This is a genomic window from Nonomuraea terrae, from assembly GCF_044465245.1.
GTDB classification, from domain to species: domain Bacteria; phylum Actinomycetota; class Actinomycetes; order Streptosporangiales; family Streptosporangiaceae; genus Nonomuraea; species Nonomuraea terrae.
Window position 1 is genome coordinate 843,494 of record NZ_JBITLL010000003.1, and the last position, 18,617, is coordinate 862,110.

Here is an 18,617-nt window from a genome sequence, read left to right on the forward strand (position 1 = left end):
ATACCTCCGCGTAAGGAGTGATTTGACCCGACGACACAAGGTACCGGTCGATCTTGTCGCCCGTAGCGACAAAGGATCAAAGCGGTCCGTACGGATTGCGGGATGACGCACTTTTTCCGTCAAATGCTTCGACATCCGACCACGTGGAGGAGATCATGAGCTTCATGTCTGTGATGAGGGAGGTGCCGTCCACGAGTTCCGACTCCTCCGGGGTCCCGATGAACATCTGGCTCGACGACACCGACTCGGCCGTCGACGTCATCGACGCGCTGGCGTTGTCGCCGTTCGCCACGGGGGCCCAGCCATGGTCACGCCTGGCCAATCTGGAGCGCGTACGCCCCGAGGCCACGCTCAGCCCCGCCGAGGGGCGCCTGCTGCGGGCCGCGCGGATCCAGGACGGCTCGGAGTCGCGGCTCATCGCGGGTGACGGCTGGACGCTCCGGGTCGTACGCCACCGCAACCGCACCGCGACCGTCAGCGTGACGGCGATCAGCGACGACCTCGCCAGGTCGGTGCTGGCGGAGAGCATCGCGGGGGCCGAGGAGGCCGCGCCCGACGTCGACCACGTGGAGATGGGCTTCTGGTGGCGCGGGACGCACGGCGGCACCCGTTCGGAGAAGCCGATCACGGCGCAGCCCTGGACGGAGATCAGCAAGAACTACTCGGCCAAGGTCCGCCCCACGCTCGACCGGCTGATGTCGATCACCCCGGCCGACGTGAACGGCCGGCTCATCCTGCTGCACGGCCAGCCGGGCACCGGCAAGACGACGCTGCTGCGCTCGCTGGCCAAGCAGTGGAAGGACTGGTGCCAGGTCGACTGCGTGCTCGATCCGGAGCGGCTGTTCAACGAGCCCGGCTATCTCATGGAGGTGGCCGTCGGGTACGACACCGACGAGGAGGCGCAGCGCTGGCGGCTGCTCGTGCTGGAGGACTGTGACGAGCTGATCAGCGCGGGGGCGAAGGCGCAGGCGGGGCAGGGGCTCTCGCGCCTGCTCAACCTCACCGACGGTCTGCTCGGCCAAGGGCGTGACGTCCTGGTGGCGATCACCACCAACGAGGACCTCACCCGCCTGCACCCCGCCGTGGTCCGCCCGGGCCGCTGCCTGGCGCAGCTGGAGGTGGGGCCGCTGAGCAAGGAGGAGGCCGTCGCGTGGCTGGGCTCCTCCGAAGGCATCGGCCCGTCGGGCGCGACCCTGGCCCAGTTGTACGCCCTCCGCGCCGGCGCCGACCTCACCCCGCCCCCCGCCGACGACTCCACCGGACTCTACCTCTGACCCGCCCGCCCTGCCCCCACCCGGGAGCAGGGTTTCGCCATGCCCGCCGGGGGTCCGGGAGCAGGCATGGCGTGCCTTCTTCTGCGCCGCGTCCCGCTCGGCGCCACGCCGTCCCCGAGGTGTCCGCCTCGGGGACGGCGTGGGGTCAGGTGAGGTAGGTGTGCAGGCGGCGGGCGTGGCGGACGAAGGTGCTTGAGGCCCGGCGTTCGGCGATCTCCGTGACGCAGGGCAGGGCGCCCCGTGCTCCGGCCCGCTGCGCGGCGCGTACGGCGAAGGCGAGGGCCTGGGCGTGCCGGGTGGTCGGCCGCTTGTCCGGACCCGGCAGGAAGGCGGGCAGGAACCCCGTCATGATCCGCCACACCTCCCGGTGCGCCCCGAGCGACGCCGCGGTCTCCAGGGCCTCGAACACCGGCCCCGGCTTGAGCCAGGTGAGGTGAACGAGGAGCGCGAGCTGGCGCCCCAGCGCCTCGGCGCCGAGGTCTCCCCGCGCGGCCCCCTCCACCACGACGCGCGCCCGCTCCTCCGGCGTGCGCCACGCCCGTTCGCCGACGACGTAGGCGTGCACGAGCCCGACGGCCTCCCCCGCGGGCCCGCCGGTCCGCGCCAGCGCCCACGCCGCGGAGGACTCGACGCCGCCCGGCTCCCACAGGTCGGCCAGGTGCGGGACGAGGTGGGCGGCGACGACCTCGCGGTCGGACGGCATCACGTACGGCCACCACCGCAGGGTGCCGCCGGAGTCCTCCCGAGGGTGTTCGCCGGGGTCGGCGAGCAGGGCGTCCACCAGCGGCAGCCCGGACGGCGCCGTGACCTGGACCCGGGGCACCAGGCGGAGCGTCCCGCCGGCGTCGAACCTCCAGGCGATCTCGGAGGTGACCGCCTCCGGCCGTCGGCCGCTCATCCAGGACGCGACCGCCCGGCCCGCCTCGGAGGTCAGCCGCGCGGCCCGCTCCGCGACATCCGGCGGGATCGCGCGGGGCAGCCGCAGCAGCGCTTGCTGCAGGTCGGCGGGCAGGGCGTCGATCCCGTCGCGCTCGTACCCGGCCAGCCGATCCACCAGCTCGGCGGCGTCCAGGTGACCGGTGTCGGCGGTGGGCTCGGCCAGCAGGCGCGGCGGGAGCGCCTCCGCCTCGATCGCGTCGTACACCTCGGCCCACCGCCGCAGCAGGAACAGGTGCGGGGCGGGCACGTCCGCGGGCAACCGCGACTCGCCATGCCGCCCGGCCTCGACCGGCGTCCCGGCCGGCGCGCCGGCCTCTGCCGGACCCGCGAGTCGCTCTGGTCGTCCCGCGGCTCCGGCCACGGGCCACACCAGGTCGCCCAGCCGACTCGTAGCTCCGCCCGACGAACCGGCCGGCCCACCCGGCCGGCTCCCGTCGCCACCTGACGAACCCGCCGGCCCATCCGGCCGGCTCCCGTCGCCGCCCGACGAACCCGCCGGCCCGTCCGGGGGGCTCTCGCCGCCACCTGACGGATCCGCCGGCTCATCCGGTCGGTTCTGGTGCGCGCCGAGTCCGCGTAACCGGTGGGCGGCTCCGGCCGCCGGGCCTCCGGAGCCTCGTGCTCGGATCGGCGCGGTGCCGCGGGTCCTGGGGTCGAGCCCCGCACGGGTGACGATCAGGCGGGCGATCTCTTCGGACCAGCGCTCGACGTGCGTCCACGGACCGGCGGGCGGCTGCGGGCTCATGGGCTCGCTCGCCAGGCGGGCGGCGAGCGCGTCGGGGGTTTCCGCGTGCAGCCGCACGATGCCGGCGAGCCAGCGTTCCGCGGCTTCCCACGAGGAACCGCCGGGGCGGTCGCCCAGGTCCCTGACGGCGGCCACGGGTGCGGCGAACGGCCCTGACCCGCGGGGCCGCGGCAGCGGCACGGGCGTGAACCCGTCGGCATCCGCCTCGGCCGGCTCCCCGCCGAACAACGCCACCAGGGTCTCGCCGAGCTCCGGCGGCAGGACGCCGACCGCGTCCCTGACGGCCTCGGCGCCCACGGCCGTGAACCGCTTGGCGTGCTTGACCGCCGTCCGCACCGCCCGCCCCTGCACGTCGGACGACCCGCAGGCGAACGCGTACGCCAAGGCCGGGGCCAGCGCGTCGAGGTCGGCGGCCGGGTCGCGGGCCACCTGGTCGAGCCAGGCGAGCCCGGCGGTCACCAGCTTGCGCTCGCTCCTGAGCAGCAGCGCCCGGATGGCCTCCGCACGGTCGGCGGGATCGAGGTCGCCGAGGCGTCGGACGTGCCGGAGCGCCATCTCGGCCACCGGTCCTGGCGCGGCGGGCAGCAGCCGCAGGTAGTCGCGGCACCGCGCGCGCACCTCGTCGGGGGACGGGCCGAGCAGCTCGTGCAGGCGTACGAAGAAGCGCAGGTCGGGGGCGGCGCCGCCGCGCAGGAAACGCCGCAGGCAACCGTCGAGCAGCTGGTCGCGGCCGATCCGGCCGGTGCGTTCCAGCTCCGTGAGCGCGGCCAGCCAGGAGGCGGGCGGCGGCTCGCCGGCCGGTTCGTCGCGCAGGACGGCGCCGACGCCCTCCGCCTCGAACAACCGGGGCAGCAGGTGGCCGAGCAGCGGATCGTCGCGCAGGGCCGCGGCGGTGGGTGCGACGGCCGCCCAGGCCGGCACGAGCGGGTCGTGCTCGGGCGGGGTGGCGCCGCTGCGGCGCAGCATGGCCAGCGCGAGCCGGGCCCCCGAGACGGCACGGCGGCTGCCGCGCGGGACGGGTCTCAGCCGCAGCGCGGCGCGGACGGCGAAATCGGCCTGCCACGCGGGCGGGCGCTCGGCCAGGACGCGTTCGACCACATGGTCGGCGTCGGGCTCGTTCCAGGGCTGTTCGAGGTCACGGCGGTTGAGCCAGGCCAGCACGGCCGCGGCGCCGCCGATGACGCCCGCCCCGGCCACCCGGAGCGGGCCGGCCCAGCTCTCGTCGGGCATGGGCTGCCGGACGGCGCTCCAGGGGGCGTCCCACTGGTAGCGCTCGTACTCGTGGACGACGCGGCCCGCGCGGGCGACGTGCCGCCGCCAGGCCGCCTCGTTCGACAGCCGGTGCCGGTCCTCGCGCTTGACGCGCCTGGCCACGGCGCGGCTCTGCGCCACGGAGATGTGACCGGGCAGCAGCGCCGCCACCTCGCGGCGGGCCCGGTCGTCAAGGGCGAGCACGCACGCGGCCACCTGCTCGGGGTCGCCGCTGTCGACCGCGGCCACCACCGCCTCCCACGCCGAGCTCTCCCCCGCCGTCTCCGGCCCGGCACCCGGCCCCTCGACCGGCGTGACGGACATGACAGTCGTGACCGCCTCAACGGCGCCCTGTCCCGGCAGCACGGCCTCGCCGGAGACCAACGCCGAGAGCGGCACCGGCGCGTGCTCCGCGACCTGCGCCGACGCCGCAGGCGGAAGCGGCGCGGACGTCACCGCCTCAGCGGGAACCGAGGGTGAGGGGCCGATGGGGGGGTGGGTGGTCACAGGGTCGCCTCCGCGGGCGTGCGGGCGCGGACGCGGGCCGCCAGGACGTGCTTGCACGGCCCGCGGGAGCCCCGGTGGTCGAACCACCAGGGGCAGGTGCAGACGCCCTCGGCGATGCGCACCCGGCGGACCCCGCCGGGTGTCGTCACCTCGGCCTCGTCGCCTGACAGCAGTCGCACGGCGCCGGACTCGGCCAGTGCCCTGGCGGCCGTGAGGCGCGGGTTGAGCTCGGCCACCTGCTCCTTGTCGTAGGGCAGCTCGCGGTGGAAGTGGCCGGCGTCGTGCAGGTCGTAGCCGACGCGGCCGGCCGTGCCGAGCTGGGTGAGCGCGGCGCGGACCCGATCCAGGGGCAGCCCTGAGCGGTCGGCGAGCAGCCCCAGCTCGACGGTGGGCTCGAAGTTGAGCAGCATGCCGACCACGTCGGCGTCGCCCGCGGCCTCGTCGGTGGCCAGGTCGTCGAGGACGGCGCCCTCGCCCGAGAAGCCGCGCCACGGCTCGGGCGACAGGGCCAGCGTGTAGCGCATGCCGGGCAGCTCCACCTCCCACGCGCTCGCCGTGGAGGACCCGTCGGCGGGCCCGTACACGCGCAGCGCCTTGGCGAACCTGAGCAGCGGCATGAGCGTGGCCACCCGGCCCGCGCCCGACAGGCAGACCCCGCCCGGCGCGGGGCTCGTGGAGACGCGCAGGTCGCGGCCCGCCGGGACGGCCCAGACGGTGGCGCGGGCGCCGCGCGGCAGGGAGCGCAGGAACCGTACGGCGTGCGGCCCGGCCAGCTCGGCCCGCAGGTCCCAGCCGGCGGCGATCACCTGCACCTCGGCGAACCCGCGCAGCCACCGCGACGGCAGCGGCACCTTCTTCTCGACCACCGCGCCGTCGAGCGTGGTGACGGTCAGATCGTCGGGCCCGACGCCCAAGTGAAGCGGGTCGCTCCCGCCGACCCTGGCCAGCGACTCGCGCAGCGGCCCGTTGACGTCGACGTTGGTGGTGCCGCGGTCGAGGACGTCGCCGTCGAGCCCGGTCACGTCGAGGCGGGCGTAGACGCCGCCGCACGCCGAGAACGACTCGAACCTGAGGCGTTCGCCGTCGCAGGTCACCACCGGGTCGCGGGTCCAGCCGGGCCGGGGCTTGTGGTAGCGGGTGAGCGCCACGTCGGCCACGGCGAGCAGCCCGGCGGCGGCCGGCGCCGCGTGGGTGAGCAGGCCGCTGAAGAACCTGGGATGCGTCTGGGGGCCGGATAACGCCGTGCCACCGGAGGTCGAGAGGCCGAGCCTGCCGCCGGCGAGCGTCGAGGAACCGGCGTACGAGTACGCCTGAACGGCTTGAGTCATGCCCCGAACCATAGAGATGATCACCGACACAATCACGCCGGTACGTAAACCATCCGATGTGCGACACGGGGTACAAAACCACAATGTGGCTGGTGCTCACCGTCGATCTGGCCCGCGTCGCCTTCACCCGCTTCGCCGTGCCCGAGATCACCGGGCCCCTGATCAACGGGCCCGGAAGGAACGGGGATGGCGAGTGGACCGGCGAGGAGCACCCCATCGGTTTCGCGGCCACCCAGGTCGTGCCGTCCTGGACCGCGCGCACCGCGCCCGGCTCCTGGATCGAGATCGCGTTGCGCGCCAGGACCGCCTCGGGCGGCCTGACCAAGTGGTACGTGATGGGCCGCTGGTCCGAGCACGGCGACCCGCGCACCTCGGTGCCGGGACAGGGGGACGGGGACGGCGACGTGGCGGTGGACACGTTCGTGGCACGGCGGCCGGTGACCGCCTACCAGGTGCGGGTGGCCTGGCACGGCGCCGGCGCGCGGGTGACCGGGCTGGGCGTGATGGCCTCGGCGCTGCCGCCGCATCCGCCGGAGCCGGCGCCGTTCACGCCGGGTCCCGCGGTGGAGCTGCCGGTGCCGCGGCACGCGCAGCACGCGCACGCCGGGCACCATCCGCGCTACGACGGCGGCGGCGCCAACTGGTGCGGCCCCGCCTCGGTGGCGATGGTGCTGGGGTTCTGGGGACGCGGACCGTCCGCAGGGGAGCTGGCCTGGGTGGGCGACGGCGACCCGGCGCCGGCGGTGGACCACGCGGCGGCGGGCACGTACGACACGAGCTACCAGGGCACCGGCAACTGGCCGTTCGGCGTCGCCTACGCGGGCCGGTACGGGCTGGCGGGGTTCGTCACGCGGCTGCGTTCGGCGGCGGAGCTGGAGTGCTTCGTACGGGCCGGGATCCCGGTGATCACGTCGCAGTCGTTCAAGGCGGCCGAACTGCCCGGCTCGTGCTACTCCACCAGCGGCCACCTTCTCGTCGTCACCGGCTTCACGGCCGAGGGCGACGTCGTCGTCAACGACCCCGCCGCGCCGCGCGACGCCGAGGTCCGCCGGGTCTACCCGCGGGCGGCGTTCGAGCACGTGTGGCTCAGGAGTTCGGGCAGCGGCGGCATCGCGTACGTCATCCACCCTCCCGAAGTTCCTCTTCCTCCTTGTAGCAATGGCAATTGGTGAGTTCATGAGCATTCGACCGATCGACGTGGCCCGTACCGACGGCGGCCCCCAGTGGGTGGAGGCGGTGGAGACGCCCGCCGGCGTCGAGGTCTGGTGGGACGAGCCCCGTCCCCACGAGGGCGGCAGGCGCTGCGTGGTGCGCCGCCTGCCGGACGGTTCCCGGGTGGACGCGCTGCCCGCCGGGTGGAACGCGCGCAACCGTCTCATCGAGTACGGCGGCCGTTCCTGGCGTCCGCTGCCGGACGGCGGCCTGGTCTTCACGAACTGGGCCGACCAGCGCCTGTACCGCCTGGGACCGGGCGGCGCGCCCGAGCCGCTGACCCCGCAGGGCCCAGCCCGGTACGGCGACCTGTACCTGCCGCCGGGCCGCGGCGAGGTCTGGGCGGTCAGGGAGATCGACGACGTGCGGGACCTGGTGGCGGTGCCGCTGGACGGCGGCCCGGTCAGGGCCATCACCAAAGCCCACCATTTCCTGATGAATCCCAGAATTTCGCCCGACGGGCGAAATGTGGCTTGGATCGGCTGGGACCATCCGAACATGCCCTGGGACGGCACCGAACTGTGCGTGGCCCCGCTGACCTCGGAAGGGACGGCGGGCCCGTACGAGGTGGTCGCCGGCGGCCCGCAGGAGTCGGTCGTGCAGGCCGAGTGGCGCGACGAGAGGAGCCTGTACGCGGTGACCGACCCCACCGGCTGGTGGAACGTGCACCTCGTCCCGCTGGACGGCTCCCCCGCCCGCAACCTCACCCCGATGGCGGCGGAGTTCGGCGCCGCGGCCTGGAAGCCGGGCCTGACCTGCCTCGCGGTGGCCGCCGACGGCCGGCTGGCGGTCGTGTACGGCACCCCCGACCACCGCCGCCTGGGCGTACTGGACCCGGGGACGGGCGACCTGCGCGAGGTCGGCGGCGACGCCACCTTCTGGGCCTCGACCGTCTCCGTGGCCGGCGGCAGGGTCGCGGCGGTGAAGGGCACGCCGTACACGCCGCTGGAGGTGACGCTCGTGGACCTCGGCGACGGCGCGCACGAGGCGGTGTCGGCGCGCAAGCCGCTGCCGGAGCGCGCCCTGCTGCCCACGCCAGAGGCCGTGACGATCGAGGGCGTGCACGCGCACCTGTACCCACCGCTGGACGCCCGCGGCCCCGGACCGTACGTGATCTTCGTGCACGGCGGGCCCACGGGGAACCTGCCGATCGTGCTCGACCTGGAGATCGCGTACTTCACCAGCAGGGGCATCGGCGTGGCCGTGGTCAACTACGGCGGCTCCACCGGCTACGGGCGCGCGTACCGGGAGCGGCTGCGCCACCAGTGGGGCGTGGTGGACGTGCAGGACTGCGCCAAGGTGGCGCGCGGACTGGTCGAGCGGGGCCTGGCCGACGCCGCGAAGATCGCGATCCGCGGCGGCAGCGCGGGCGGCTGGACGACGGTGGCGGCGCTCGTGCACAGCGACGTGTTCGCGGGCGGCGTCGCGCACTACGCGATCACCGACCCGGAGAGCTGGGCGGCCGAGACGCACGACTTCGAGTCGCGCTACCTGGACGGCCTGGTCGGCCCGCTGCCGGAGACGCGGGAACGTTACACCGAGCGCTCGCCGCTGCTGAACGCCTCCCGCGCGTCCGGCCCGTGCCTGATGCTGCACGGTCTGGAGGACGCGATCGTGGACGTCGGCCAGGCCGAGCGGTTCGTCGGCGAGCTGGACAAGCACGGCAGGCCGTGGGCCCTGCTCACCTACCCCGGCGAGCAGCACGGCTGGCGCAGGGAAGAGACCATCGTGGCGACGCTGGAGGCCGAGCTGGCCTTCTACGGGCTGATCTTCGACCTGGAGACACCCGAGGTGCCGCCGCTGACCCTGAAGGGAAGATCGTGAAGAGCGTTGCCGAGATCTGCTCGGATCTGATCAGGTTCGACACCACCAACCCGGGCTCCGGGGAACGCCCGGCCGCCGAGTACGTCGCCACGCTGCTGGCCGACGCCGGGCTGGAGCCGGTGGTGTTCGAATCGGCGCCGAAGCGGACCACCGTGGTGGCCAGGATCGACGGCGACTCCCCCGACGCGCTGCTCGTGCACGGCCACCTCGACGTGGTGCCCGCCGACCCGGCCGAGTGGCGCACGCACCCGTTCTCCGGCGAGATCGAGGACGGCTGCGTGCACGGGCGCGGCGCGGTCGACATGAAGGGCGCGTGCGCGATGACCCTCGCGACCGTGCTCGGCATGGCGGCGCGCGGCGAGCGGCCCAGGCGTGACCTGGTGCTGGCGTTCCTGGCCGACGAGGAGGCGACCGGCGACTACGGCTCGCGGCACGCGGTGACCGAGCACCGGGAGCTGTTCGACGGCGTCACCGAGGCGATCAGCGAGTCCGGCGGGTTCAGCGTCGCCTCGGGCGAGCACCGGGTGTACCCGATCGCGGTGGGCGAGCGCGGCACCTCGTGGATGAAGGTGACCGCGCACGGCGTGGCCGGCCACGGGTCGCGCCCGGCGGTGGACAACCCGGTCGCGACGCTGGCGCACGCGCTGTCGCGGGTGGCCTCGTACGAGTGGCCGGTACGGCTGACGCCGTCGGTCGCGGCGCTGCTCCGGAGCCTGTCGGAGATCACCGGGCAGCCGATCGACCTCGACCGGCTGGACGAGGAGGCGGCCCGGCTCGGCGCGCTCGGCGGTCTGTTCCGCGGCCAGATCCGCAACTCGGCCAACCCGACGATGCTGGAGGCCGGTTACAAGGTGAACGTGGTGCCCTCGACAGCCGAGGCGCACGTGGACGGGCGTTACCTGCCGGGGCTGCAGGAGGAGTTCCTGGAGACGATCGACGAACTGCTCGGGCCGAAGATCACCCGGGAGTTCGTCAACCTGGAGGAGGCGCCGGCGGCGCCGTACCCGTCGGCGTTCTTCGACGAGCTGGCGGGCACGCTGGTGGCCGAGGACCCGGGGGCGCGGCCGGTGCCGTACGTGCTGGCCGGGGGCACGGACGCCAAGTCGTTCGCCCGCATCGGCATCCAGGGGTACGGATTCACGCCCCTCATGCTGCGGCCGGACCTCGACTACTTCGGCATGTTCCACGGCAAGGACGAACGCGTCCCGGTGGAGGGCCTGGAGTTCGGCACCCGCGTCCTGACCCGTCTGTTCACCGCGCATGCCGGATGACGTGACGGCGTGGCTGGCCGGGCGGGCGATCCCGCTCGGCCGGCTGGAGCCGCTGAAGGACGTGCTCGACGGGGTGACGCTGGTCGGGCTGGGCGAGTCCACCCACGGCAGCGCGGAGTTCTTCTCGCTCAGGTGGCGGCTCACCGAGTTCCTGATCAAGGAGCTGGGCTTCACCATGCTGGCGATCGAGGCCAGCGCCGCGGCGGCGCGGGCCGTGGACGCCTACGTGACCGGCGGGACCGGCGACCCACGCGAGGCGCTGGCGGGGCTGGGCTTCTGGACGCTGAACACCGCCGAGATGCTGACCGTGATCGAACGGCTGCGCGAGCACAACCGCACCGCCGCGCGTCCCGTACGGTTCACCGGCGTCGACCCGCAGCACCCGGGAGCGGCGCTGCGCGCGTTGCGCGCCTGCCTGGGCGAGGACGCCGCCGAACTGCTCGACCCGCTCGACGGTCTCGTCCACACGACGCCGCGGCCCCGGTGGGAGCCGCTGGACCGGCAGGCCGAGGCGGACGCGCGACGGCTGGAGGAGTACGTGGCCGCGCACGGTCCCGCCGAGGCGCGCGAGCACGCCAGGATCGTGCGGCAGTTCGCCGACATGGCGAGCAGGCCGTACCGGCACGCCGATCCCCTGCGGACGCTCGGCGTGGCCCGCGACCGGCACATGGCCGAGAACGTGAACCTGCTCATGGCCGAGCCGGGCGCCAAGATCGCGCTGTGGGCGCACAACGGGCACATCATGAAGGGCCGCTACAGCGGCGGCACCGTTCCCTCGATGGGCCTGCACCTGGCGCGCGACCACGGCGCGGCGTACTACGCGCTCGGGGCGACGTTCGGGAAGGGCGTGTTCCGCGCGCACCGCATGCGGTTCGGCCGGATGGTACGCCGCCGAAGGCCCGCGCGTTTCCGCGTCCCCCTGGCCGGCGCGCCGCGCGTGGTGGAGGCGCGCCTGGCCGCGGCCCATCCCGGCGACCACGTGATCGACCTGCGCGGCGGGGAGCGCCCGGAATCCGTGGCCGGCTGGCTGGCGGCGACCAGCCACATGCGCGCCTTCGGCGCGGCGGCCGGCCGGCTCACCGCGAAGTTCGCCTTCATGCCGACCGTGCCGGCCGAGCAGTACGACGGCCTCGCCTTCCTCCAGCAGGTCACCGCCTCCACCCCGCTCGACCGGTGACCACCTCAGCCCGGACGGCGGAGGGTGCGGTGCACGGCCAGGCCGCCGAAGGCCGCTGAGGCGAGCAGGAGGATGCCCGCCTCCGTCCACTGGAAGCGCCAGAACCTGGACGGCGGGTGGTAGTACATGGCATACCGGTAGCCCTTGGCGAACAGGCATTCCTGCCACGCCTCGGCGTTCCTGGAGCTGCGCCCCGCGTCCGCCCGGAGCGGGCAGCCGCTGCCGGCCGGGTCGGCGACCTCCCTGCCGGACGGCTCCACCCAGGCGGCGCGCACCAGCCGGGCGTCGACGTCGTCGAGCACCACCGTCCCCGTCAGCTCGGCCCGCGCCGGCTCGGCGTAATGGTCGCTCAGCCCGAACAGCGCGGCCATCGTCGCCGCCACCCCGGCCACGACCAGCGCCATCGCCGGCAGCGTCCGCCGGAACACGGCGCCGGCCAGGGTGCCGAGCGCGAACGCGTACAGCCACCACGCCGCGGGCGCCACCCCGACCATGTTGAACACGCCGATGTTGCCGAACGAGGAGTCGATTCCCGCCCTGAAGACCGGCCGCCACAGGCTCATCATGAGCGACAGCAGCAGCCCGCCCGCCACGACCGCCCCGGCCAGCACCGAGAGCTTGACCGCCAGCCACCGCCACACCGGCACCGACTGGGTCCAGGCCAGGCGGTGGGTGCCGCGCTCGTACTCGCGGCCGAGCAGCGGCGCTCCCCAGAACGCCCCGATCAGCGCGGGCAACACCAGCGGCATCCAGCCGAAGACGGAGTAGACCGCGTCGTAGCGCCGTCCCAGCGCCACCTCCAGGTCGGCGCAGGCCACGGCGGGGCCGGGACAGCCCGGCGGGGCGTGCCCGGCGACGTACAGCCTCGCCTCCACCGCCGATCCCAGCAGCAGCGCCCCGAGCACCGCGAGGAAACCGGCCGTGAGGAGGATCTGCGCCCGGTGCTGGCGCCACGTCACCCAGATCACGCGCCCACCCCCGCCAGGCCGGGCAGGGCCGCCGAGGCGGGGCTGCGCAGGTAACCCATGACGAGCTCGTCCAGGCTCGCGCGGCGCGCCCGCCAGCGCGGGTCCGGCACGGGGCCGCCTCTGACGAGCAGGCCGGCCTGCCGCCCGGTACGGCCCTCCCCCACGACCGACACCCCGGCCGGGGACGGCGTGTCGGCGGGGCCCGTCAGCACGAGGTGCCCGGCGAGCAGGTCCTCGATGTCGCCGCTGACCTGGAGCCGCCCGTCGTTCAGCACGACGAGCCAGTCACAGGTCTCCTCCAGGTCGGAGACGACGTGCGAGGACAGCAGCACGGTCAGCTCCCGCTCGGCCGCCTCCGCCATGATCGCGCGCATCACGTCGTGCCGGGCGAGCGGGTCGAGGTTGGCCAGCGGCTCGTCGAGGACGAGCAGGTCGGGCCGCCTGGCCAGCGCGAGCGTGATCGCCACCTGCGCCCGCTGGCCGCCCGACAACGCGCCCGCCCTCCGGTCCAGGGGGATGCCGAGCCGGGCGAGCCGGTCGGCCGCCGCGTCGCCGTCCCAGCGGGTGTTCATCCGGCGGCCGAAGGCGAGCGTCTCGGCGACGGTGAACCCGTCGTACAGCGGCTTGTCCTGCGCCACGAACGCCGCCTCCCCCGCCACGCGCACGCTGCCCCGCGCGGGCCGCAGCAGGCCGACGGCGGCGTGCATGAGGGTGGTCTTGCCGGCGCCGTTCGGGCCGACGAGCGCCGCGACGCGCCCGGCCGGCACCGCGAGCGAGCAGTCGCGCAGCGCCCACGAGCGGCGGTAGCGCACGCCCAGCCCGGTCGCCTCCAGCGCGGGCCTCACGCCGCCCCCTCCTTCGCGGCATCGGACAGGACCACGCTGAACAGCGCCCGCAGATCCTCCTGATCCAGCCCGGCCGCCCTGGCCTCGCGCACCCACGCCTCCAGCCCGCGTCGCAACCGCGTGTGGTCGGCGAGCGTCGGCCCGGCGACCCCCTGCCGCACGAACGTCCCCATGCCCGGCCGCCCCTCGACCAGGCCCTCGTGCTCCAGCTCGCGGTACGCCTTCAGCACGGTGTTGGGGTTGATGGCCAGCCGCTCGACCACTTCACGAGCGGTGGGCAACTGGTCACCCGGCCGTAGCTCACCCAGCCTCAGGGCCTGCCTGACCTGGTGGACGAGCTGCAGGTACGTCGCAACCCCCGAGCCGCGGTCGAGATGAAACTCGATCACCAAAACACCCTTTCACTAATTGAGTAGTGAAAGGGTGTTGCATCACCCCGTCGGCTGTCAACCGAGGGCCGCGGGGGGATCACATAGTCGCTGTGCGGCCAGCGAAGTATCGCCTGGTCGTGAAGCCGTCCGCTTCGTACGGTTCGAGCGACAGTTGTCTCGACCAGGCGAGGGGCGAATGACAACGAACATCGGTACCCAGCAGGAACTCCCGAAGGCCACATGGCGGACTTGGATGGAGGGCCGGCTAAGGAGCCCATTCAAGGGGTCGAGGGCCGTCAAAAGCACCCTCGACATCCCGTCACCGGCGATCGAGAAGAATGCGGCCGAAGATCCCTTGGTGGAGATCAAAGCGGCCCTGCAGAGAATCGAGGACACCCTCCTCCGTCGAACCGAGCCCACTCCCACCACTACCGCCGAACACCACCTCGGCGAGATGCTTCTGGCGTATGTGGAGGACAAGCGCTGGAACCAGCTTTGGGCCCACAAACTGCTGGAGGATCCGGAGGGCAAGGCCGAAGAGCACTCGCCTGGAGCAAGGCTGCTCGCCCACACGGTCCTGAAGCATCACCACGTCATCAATGAAGGACAAGCTGCGACATTCAAGAGATGGGCGGAGCGCGGTGAAGTCGATCCTCCGATTCAGGATCCTGGTCCGCCTCCGTCAGTGTCGTCGGCATGAGCCCAGCCGGCCGGTGTGTGACCGGCCGGCGGGATCAGGACGGGCGGGTCAGGAGAACTTGGTCTTGGGGCGGGGCTGGAGGACGTCGTCCACGTAGACGTCCAGCTTCTCGTCGTAGAAGGCGATCAGCCCGGCGACCTTCTCGCTCTCCGGCAGCGGCGTGCGGTACGACCAGGCGAGGTCCTTCTCGCCGTTGACCGTCCAGTATTGGGCGCTGCCCTTGTACGGGCAGTGCGTGACGGTGTCGGAGGACTCCAGCAGGTCGAGCCGTACGTCGGTCTTCGGCAGGTAGTAGCGCGGCGGCAGCCCCGTCTCGAAGAGGATGCGCGGGCTGCGCGAGTCGGCCACGGTGACGCCGCCCACCTCGACGCGCACGTGCCGCTGGCTGGGCAGGATGTCCACCCTGGTGTACGGGTCGCGCGGGTGGGTGAAGACCTCCTCGTCCTCCTCGAACCAGGCGTCCATGGCGTCCCACTCGAACCGGATGTGGCCGCGGATCTCCTCCAGCGGCGACTCGGGGTAGGACAGCGCCGCGTCCTTCGCCTCGGCGGTGCCGGAGGTGACCGTGTAGACCACGGCGTCGCCCCTGCTCGGGGAGTGCTTGGTCGCTCCGGTCGGCTTGAGCGCGGAGGCGTCCACGTCGTCCGCCGGGAAGTAGTAGGCGGGATAGTACGGCACCTCCCACACCAGGAGAGCGGAGGTGGTGTCGGCCACCACCCGGCCGCCGAGATAGGTCCTCACACGCTTGGCCGTACGCTCGACGCGCACCCGGCCACGATTCGTGACGTCCATGTTCGCGCCAACCCCGCCGGCGAGCCCGCTATTCCGCGCTCACCACTGCCCGAAGGCGGCCAGCGTCGCCCACGTCGTCAGCGTGCCGACCGCCGCGCCCGCCGCCACCTGGGCCGCGGTGTGGTGCGTGAGGCGGACGCGGGCCCAGCACACCAGCGCCACGACGGCTCCTCCGATGAGCGCGGCCGGCCACGGGGGCAGCACATCCGTGAGCACGACGACCGTGCCGGCGGACACGGCGGCGTGGAAGGAGATCTTCCAGCGCAGGGTGATCGGCACGGTGACGCCCAGCGCGATGAGCATCGCGGTCACCGTCGCGACGAGCAGCGTCGGAGCGCCCAGCAGGATCAGCAGCGCCAGCGCCACCAGCACGGCCGCCGCCGCCGCGAGCAGCGGCCCCGTACGGCGGGCGCGGTCCACGATGTGGTGCGAGTCGAGGCGCCCGGAACGCACGCCCAGCGCGATCACCGCCGCCGGTATGCCGCCGCACAACGCCGAGGCCACCAGGCCCCAGGCCGCGCCCGTCCACCCCTGGGCGAGCAGGCCCACGACGGGCGGCATGACGATCACCAGCACCTGCGGCGCCAGCAGGTCCGTCACCCGCCTCGCCACCCTGTCGGCCGTCATGCCAGGAAAGACTACGCGATCATGCCCGGCCCCCACCCGGCGGCGTACGCACGCGGCTGCGCCTCCGTGACCCCCGGATCGGTGACGTACCGGGGTCACCGCTCCGCGGCGGCTTCCGGCTCCCAGCGCAGCAGATCTCCCGGCTGGCATTCGAGCACCTCGCAGAGCGCGGCCAGCGTCGTGAAGCGCACCGCCTTGGCGCGGCCGTTCTTGAGCACCGCCAGGTTGGCGGGCGTGATCCCGACCCGGTCGGCGAGCTCCCCCACGGACATCTTCCGCCTGGCCAGCATCACGTCGATGTCGACGACGATCGCCATCAGATGACCTCGTCCAGCTCGGCCTCCAGCCGCGCCGCCTCGATGTCCCGCGCGACGGCCTGCGCGAGCAGCATCCGCAGCACGAGCACGACGAGCGCGACCCCCAGGATCGCCACGACGACCCCGCAGACGAGCAGGACCACACCGGGGGCGACGGCCTCACCGGGCGCCAGCAGGACCGCGAGCACGAACGTCAGGACGGCGGCCGCCACGAACGCCCCGATCACGACGTGCACGTACCGGAAGGCGGCGTGCGAGAACACCGTGCCGCGCCGCACCATCGTGACCAGCCGCCACACACAGACCAGCACGACCTGCGCCGTCACGACGCCCAGCAGGATCGTCACGAGGTAGGCGGGGATCGGGTACGCGAGCTCCGAGTCGAGCCCATCGAGATCCGCGGCCAGCAACGGCACCATGACCGCCTGCACGAACACCGAGCCGGCGAGCAGCACCACGAGCACGGCGCGCAACGCGAGCACTGTCAGCTTCCCCATCACCGCTCCATCCATCGACCAACGATGGGAATCTATCGAAATTCGATAGATGCGGCAAGAGGGTCGGCAGAACGGAACGGGGCTGCCGGCGGAAGGGCGCGGTGAAAGCCGTCCGCGACCCAGCCGCCTCGGCCGCCTACGCCGAGCTCGGCCCGCTGGCCGCGCGCGATGGGAAGGCGGCCTGCGCGCTCTTCTGCTCGCCGAGCGGCGCACACCGGCATCGAGGCTCTGCCACCTGCCGCATCCGACGGCAGGGGCGCGTACGGCCTCGGGAGCGGCGGCGTTGACGCGCAGGCCCGTCGCCCGCGATCTCGAGGCGGCGCCGAGGGCTACGTCGCGGGCGGGTCGCGTTACGCGCCTGTCAGGGCTTGGTGGCGGCGTTGACGATGCGGGTCGTGGAACGGCCCGGGATGGCGGCCATCTCCCAGCAGTCGGCCCCCAGGATGGCCGCCGCCGCGGCACGGGCCCCCGCGTGCGGGTCGCCCGCCGTGTGGGCCAGCGCGCCCGGCCGCATCGGCGCGAGCAGGTCGATGTAGTCCTCGGGCCCGTGCGCCTCGGGCGGGCCCGTCACGATGAAGACCCCGGTGACGAAGCGGAGCGCGGCCAGCACCTCGGCGCGCTCCGCCGATGGGTTGAGCGGCCGGCTCGGCCCCTTCCACGCACGCACGCGCGGGTCGTCCTCGACGCCGACGACCAGGGGCAGCCCGCGCGCCGCCACCGTGCCCAGGTAGCGCACGTGGCCCACGTGCAGAATGTCGAAGACGCCGGTCACGACCACCGCACCCGGCCGTTCGTACGGCTGCACCCAGACGGCCTCCAGGCTGCTCACGCGACCTCCTGCCAACCCTTCGGGCCTCGACGACTCGTCGATCGCAGCGTACTCGGTCGTCACCAGCACTCGCGCAGCCGACCTTGGGACAGACCATTCCTACCTTTTCGCGATAATCTCCGGGACCCCTGCCGCGCGTCTCATAACGTCACCGGATGTTGGGGGAGGTCGCCGTGGCACCGCAGGACTCGCAGCTGCGCACCAAGGGGGATGATCACGATCTTGAGGCCCGGTTGCCGGGGACACCGGCGCAGGTGTCCAGGGCCAGGGGGCTGGTGACCGACGCGCTCGGCCGCGACCACCCCCTCCACGACGACGTGGTGCTGCTCACCAGCGAGCTGGCCACGAACGCGATCCTGCACAGCAGGTCCGGTGACGGGGGCTCGTTCACGGTGACCGTGACGAACTCGGAGGCGTCCGTGCGGGTGCTCGTCTCGGACGCGGGTTCGGACGGGCCGCCGTGCGTGTGCCGGACGAGCGCGCGGTCCACCAGCGGACGCGGCCTGCCGCTGATCGAGGCCCTCAGCCACCGCTGGGGCTTCACCCGCGAGGACGGCTCCACCACGGTCTGGTTCGAGCTGCAGCACACGCGCGTGCCCGCCGCGGTGGCCGTCTAAGCGCAGCGCAGCGGTCCACCGGCCGGGATCCCGAGCGGAGAGCACGCGACGGCCCCGGCCGACGGGCCGGCCGCGGGCTCCACGGCGGGTGTGTGCTGGGCGCCACGCCGATCCCCCGCCTCCGGCGCGGCCGCGGAGCCCGTACCGGGGCCCGAGCGCATGGTGTCCCCGCCGGGACCGCCGTCGATCAGGTTGTTGCCCAGCCCGCCGAGCAGGACGTCGTCGCCCTCCAGCCCGCAGATGCGGTCGTCGCCGTCCCCGCCGTCGATGGTGTCCGGGCCGTCGGTGCCGACGATCACGTCCGGGCCGGCGGTCCCGATCGTGGGCGTGCCGGGCTGTGCCACGATCGTGGCCTTCTGGCCGAAGCACGGCGCCTGCTGCCCGCCGGGGTCGGCGAGCGCCGGCGACAGGATCGTTCCGGCGGCGATGACGCCGAGCGGAATGGCCGCCGCGATCAGCAGCCGGGTCCTCGCCCGGGCGGCACGCGTACCGGCGCCGGACATCTGGCCATGTGCACTCATTTTCA

18 protein-coding genes are annotated in these 18,617 nt (G+C 73.7%); 7 read left to right on the forward strand and 11 right to left on the reverse strand.

Annotated features, from left to right (window positions below; all coding sequences use genetic code 11):
• Positions 1-164: 164 nt before the first annotated feature.
• Entirely contained in the window at positions 165-1,274 is a 1,110-nt protein-coding gene (locus tag ACIBP6_RS16360; RefSeq protein WP_397052857.1) for a DUF5925 domain-containing protein, read from the forward strand.
• A 145-nt stretch (positions 1,275-1,419) separates the two neighbouring features.
• Here ACIBP6_RS16360 and ACIBP6_RS16365 read toward each other — a convergent pair whose 3' ends face one another.
• Complete coding sequence (locus ACIBP6_RS16365; protein WP_397052859.1) at positions 1,420-4,716, reverse strand: DUF6493 family protein; 3,297 nt, start codon at positions 4,714-4,716, stop codon at positions 1,420-1,422.
• The gene (locus ACIBP6_RS16370) at positions 4,713-6,044 is read right to left on the reverse strand and encodes an SWIM zinc finger family protein (RefSeq protein ID WP_397052861.1); all 1,332 of its coding nucleotides are present in this window, start codon (positions 6,042-6,044) and stop codon (positions 4,713-4,715) included. Before ACIBP6_RS16370 ends, ACIBP6_RS16365 begins: the two co-directional genes overlap by 4 nt.
• Before the next feature lie 83 nt (positions 6,045-6,127).
• Here ACIBP6_RS16370 and ACIBP6_RS16375 point away from each other — a divergent pair, with 83 nt between their 5' ends.
• Genes ACIBP6_RS16375 through ACIBP6_RS16390 form a run of 4 tightly spaced genes read left to right on the forward strand, consistent with a single transcriptional unit; the run spans position 6,128 to position 11,528 of the window.
• Positions 6,128-7,216 (forward strand): C39 family peptidase, encoded by a 1,089-nt coding sequence (locus ACIBP6_RS16375; RefSeq protein ID WP_397052863.1) that lies wholly within the window; start codon positions 6,128-6,130, stop codon positions 7,214-7,216.
• Positions 7,217-7,220: 4 nt separating this feature from the next.
• Positions 7,221-9,080 (forward strand): dipeptidyl-peptidase 5, encoded by a 1,860-nt coding sequence (locus tag ACIBP6_RS16380; RefSeq protein ID WP_397052865.1) that lies wholly within the window; start codon positions 7,221-7,223, stop codon positions 9,078-9,080.
• Entirely contained in the window at positions 9,077-10,351 is a 1,275-nt protein-coding gene (locus tag ACIBP6_RS16385) for a M20/M25/M40 family metallo-hydrolase (RefSeq protein ID WP_111184836.1), read from the forward strand. Before ACIBP6_RS16380 ends, ACIBP6_RS16385 begins: the two co-directional genes overlap by 4 nt.
• On the forward strand, positions 10,341-11,528 hold the full coding sequence (locus tag ACIBP6_RS16390; protein ID WP_397052866.1) for an erythromycin esterase family protein: 1,188 nt from the start codon (positions 10,341-10,343) through the stop codon (positions 11,526-11,528). The genes ACIBP6_RS16385 and ACIBP6_RS16390 overlap by 11 nt, the downstream gene beginning before the upstream one ends.
• Positions 11,529-11,533: 5 nt before the next feature.
• On the opposite strand, the gene ACIBP6_RS16395 is transcribed toward ACIBP6_RS16390, so the two are convergent.
• The 3 genes from ACIBP6_RS16395 to ACIBP6_RS16405 are packed head-to-tail and all read right to left on the reverse strand — an operon-like array spanning position 11,534 to position 13,730.
• Positions 11,534-12,496: a hypothetical protein gene (locus ACIBP6_RS16395; RefSeq protein WP_397052868.1), complete on the reverse strand. Its 963-nt coding sequence runs from the start codon at positions 12,494-12,496 to the stop codon at positions 11,534-11,536.
• Positions 12,493-13,341: an ABC transporter ATP-binding protein gene (locus ACIBP6_RS16400; RefSeq protein ID WP_397052870.1), complete on the reverse strand. Its 849-nt coding sequence runs from the start codon at positions 13,339-13,341 to the stop codon at positions 12,493-12,495. The genes ACIBP6_RS16395 and ACIBP6_RS16400 overlap by 4 nt, the downstream gene beginning before the upstream one ends.
• A complete protein-coding gene (locus tag ACIBP6_RS16405) occupies positions 13,338-13,730 on the reverse strand; it encodes a GntR family transcriptional regulator (protein ID WP_397052872.1) in 393 nt (130 codons plus the stop codon). The genes ACIBP6_RS16400 and ACIBP6_RS16405 overlap by 4 nt, the downstream gene beginning before the upstream one ends.
• Positions 13,731-13,908: 178 nt before the next feature.
• Here ACIBP6_RS16405 and ACIBP6_RS16410 point away from each other — a divergent pair, with 178 nt between their 5' ends.
• A complete protein-coding gene (locus tag ACIBP6_RS16410; protein ID WP_397052874.1) occupies positions 13,909-14,412 on the forward strand; it encodes a hypothetical protein in 504 nt (167 codons plus the stop codon).
• 48 nt (positions 14,413-14,460) lie between these two features.
• On the opposite strand, the gene ACIBP6_RS16415 is transcribed toward ACIBP6_RS16410, so the two are convergent.
• The 5 genes from ACIBP6_RS16415 to ACIBP6_RS16435 all read right to left on the reverse strand — a co-directional run bounded on the left by ACIBP6_RS16415 (position 14,461) and on the right by ACIBP6_RS16435 (position 17,474).
• Positions 14,461-15,153, reverse strand: a complete 693-nt coding sequence (locus ACIBP6_RS16415; protein ID WP_397052875.1) for a DUF427 domain-containing protein — start codon at positions 15,151-15,153, stop codon at positions 14,461-14,463.
• 90 nt (positions 15,154-15,243) lie between these two features.
• Positions 15,244-15,831, reverse strand: coding sequence for a hypothetical protein (locus ACIBP6_RS16420; protein WP_397052877.1), 588 nt, complete (start codon positions 15,829-15,831; stop codon positions 15,244-15,246).
• Positions 15,832-15,926: 95 nt separating this feature from the next.
• Positions 15,927-16,148, reverse strand: coding sequence for a helix-turn-helix domain-containing protein (locus ACIBP6_RS16425; RefSeq protein ID WP_397052879.1), 222 nt, complete (start codon positions 16,146-16,148; stop codon positions 15,927-15,929).
• The gene (locus tag ACIBP6_RS16430) at positions 16,148-16,645 is read right to left on the reverse strand and encodes a DUF2975 domain-containing protein (protein ID WP_397052881.1); all 498 of its coding nucleotides are present in this window, start codon (positions 16,643-16,645) and stop codon (positions 16,148-16,150) included. Before ACIBP6_RS16430 ends, ACIBP6_RS16425 begins: the two co-directional genes overlap by 1 nt.
• A gap of 361 nt (positions 16,646-17,006) precedes the next feature.
• Positions 17,007-17,474, reverse strand: coding sequence for an adenylyltransferase/cytidyltransferase family protein (locus ACIBP6_RS16435; protein WP_397052883.1), 468 nt, complete (start codon positions 17,472-17,474; stop codon positions 17,007-17,009).
• A gap of 155 nt (positions 17,475-17,629) precedes the next feature.
• Between ACIBP6_RS16435 and ACIBP6_RS16440 the strand changes: the two genes are divergently transcribed.
• Complete coding sequence (locus tag ACIBP6_RS16440) at positions 17,630-18,091, forward strand: ATP-binding protein (protein ID WP_397052885.1); 462 nt, start codon at positions 17,630-17,632, stop codon at positions 18,089-18,091.
• Here ACIBP6_RS16440 and ACIBP6_RS16445 read toward each other — a convergent pair.
• Entirely contained in the window at positions 18,088-18,612 is a 525-nt protein-coding gene (locus ACIBP6_RS16445) for a hypothetical protein (protein ID WP_397052887.1), read from the reverse strand. The genes ACIBP6_RS16440 and ACIBP6_RS16445 overlap by 4 nt on opposite strands.
• Positions 18,613-18,617 lie beyond the last annotated feature (5 nt).

Coding starts and splice junctions, on each gene's coding strand:
- ACIBP6_RS16370 (WP_397052861.1), bottom strand. CDS start 6,044: ATGACTCAAGCCGTTCAGGCGTACTCGTACGCCGGTTCCTCGACGCTC.
- ACIBP6_RS16410 (WP_397052874.1), top strand. CDS start 13,909: ATGACAACGAACATCGGTACCCAGCAGGAACTCCCGAAGGCCACATGG.
- ACIBP6_RS16375 (WP_397052863.1), top strand. CDS start 6,128: ATGTGGCTGGTGCTCACCGTCGATCTGGCCCGCGTCGCCTTCACCCGC.
- ACIBP6_RS16420 (WP_397052877.1), bottom strand. CDS start 15,831: ATGACGGCCGACAGGGTGGCGAGGCGGGTGACGGACCTGCTGGCGCCG.
- ACIBP6_RS16445 (WP_397052887.1), bottom strand. CDS start 18,612: ATGAGTGCACATGGCCAGATGTCCGGCGCCGGTACGCGTGCCGCCCGG.
- ACIBP6_RS16380 (WP_397052865.1), top strand. CDS start 7,221: ATGAGCATTCGACCGATCGACGTGGCCCGTACCGACGGCGGCCCCCAG.
- ACIBP6_RS16430 (WP_397052881.1), bottom strand. CDS start 16,645: ATGGGGAAGCTGACAGTGCTCGCGTTGCGCGCCGTGCTCGTGGTGCTG.
- ACIBP6_RS16440 (WP_397052885.1), top strand. CDS start 17,630: ATGTTGGGGGAGGTCGCCGTGGCACCGCAGGACTCGCAGCTGCGCACC.
- ACIBP6_RS16425 (WP_397052879.1), bottom strand. CDS start 16,148: ATGGCGATCGTCGTCGACATCGACGTGATGCTGGCCAGGCGGAAGATG.
- ACIBP6_RS16390 (WP_397052866.1), top strand. CDS start 10,341: ATGCCGGATGACGTGACGGCGTGGCTGGCCGGGCGGGCGATCCCGCTC.
- ACIBP6_RS16360 (WP_397052857.1), top strand. CDS start 165: ATGTCTGTGATGAGGGAGGTGCCGTCCACGAGTTCCGACTCCTCCGGG.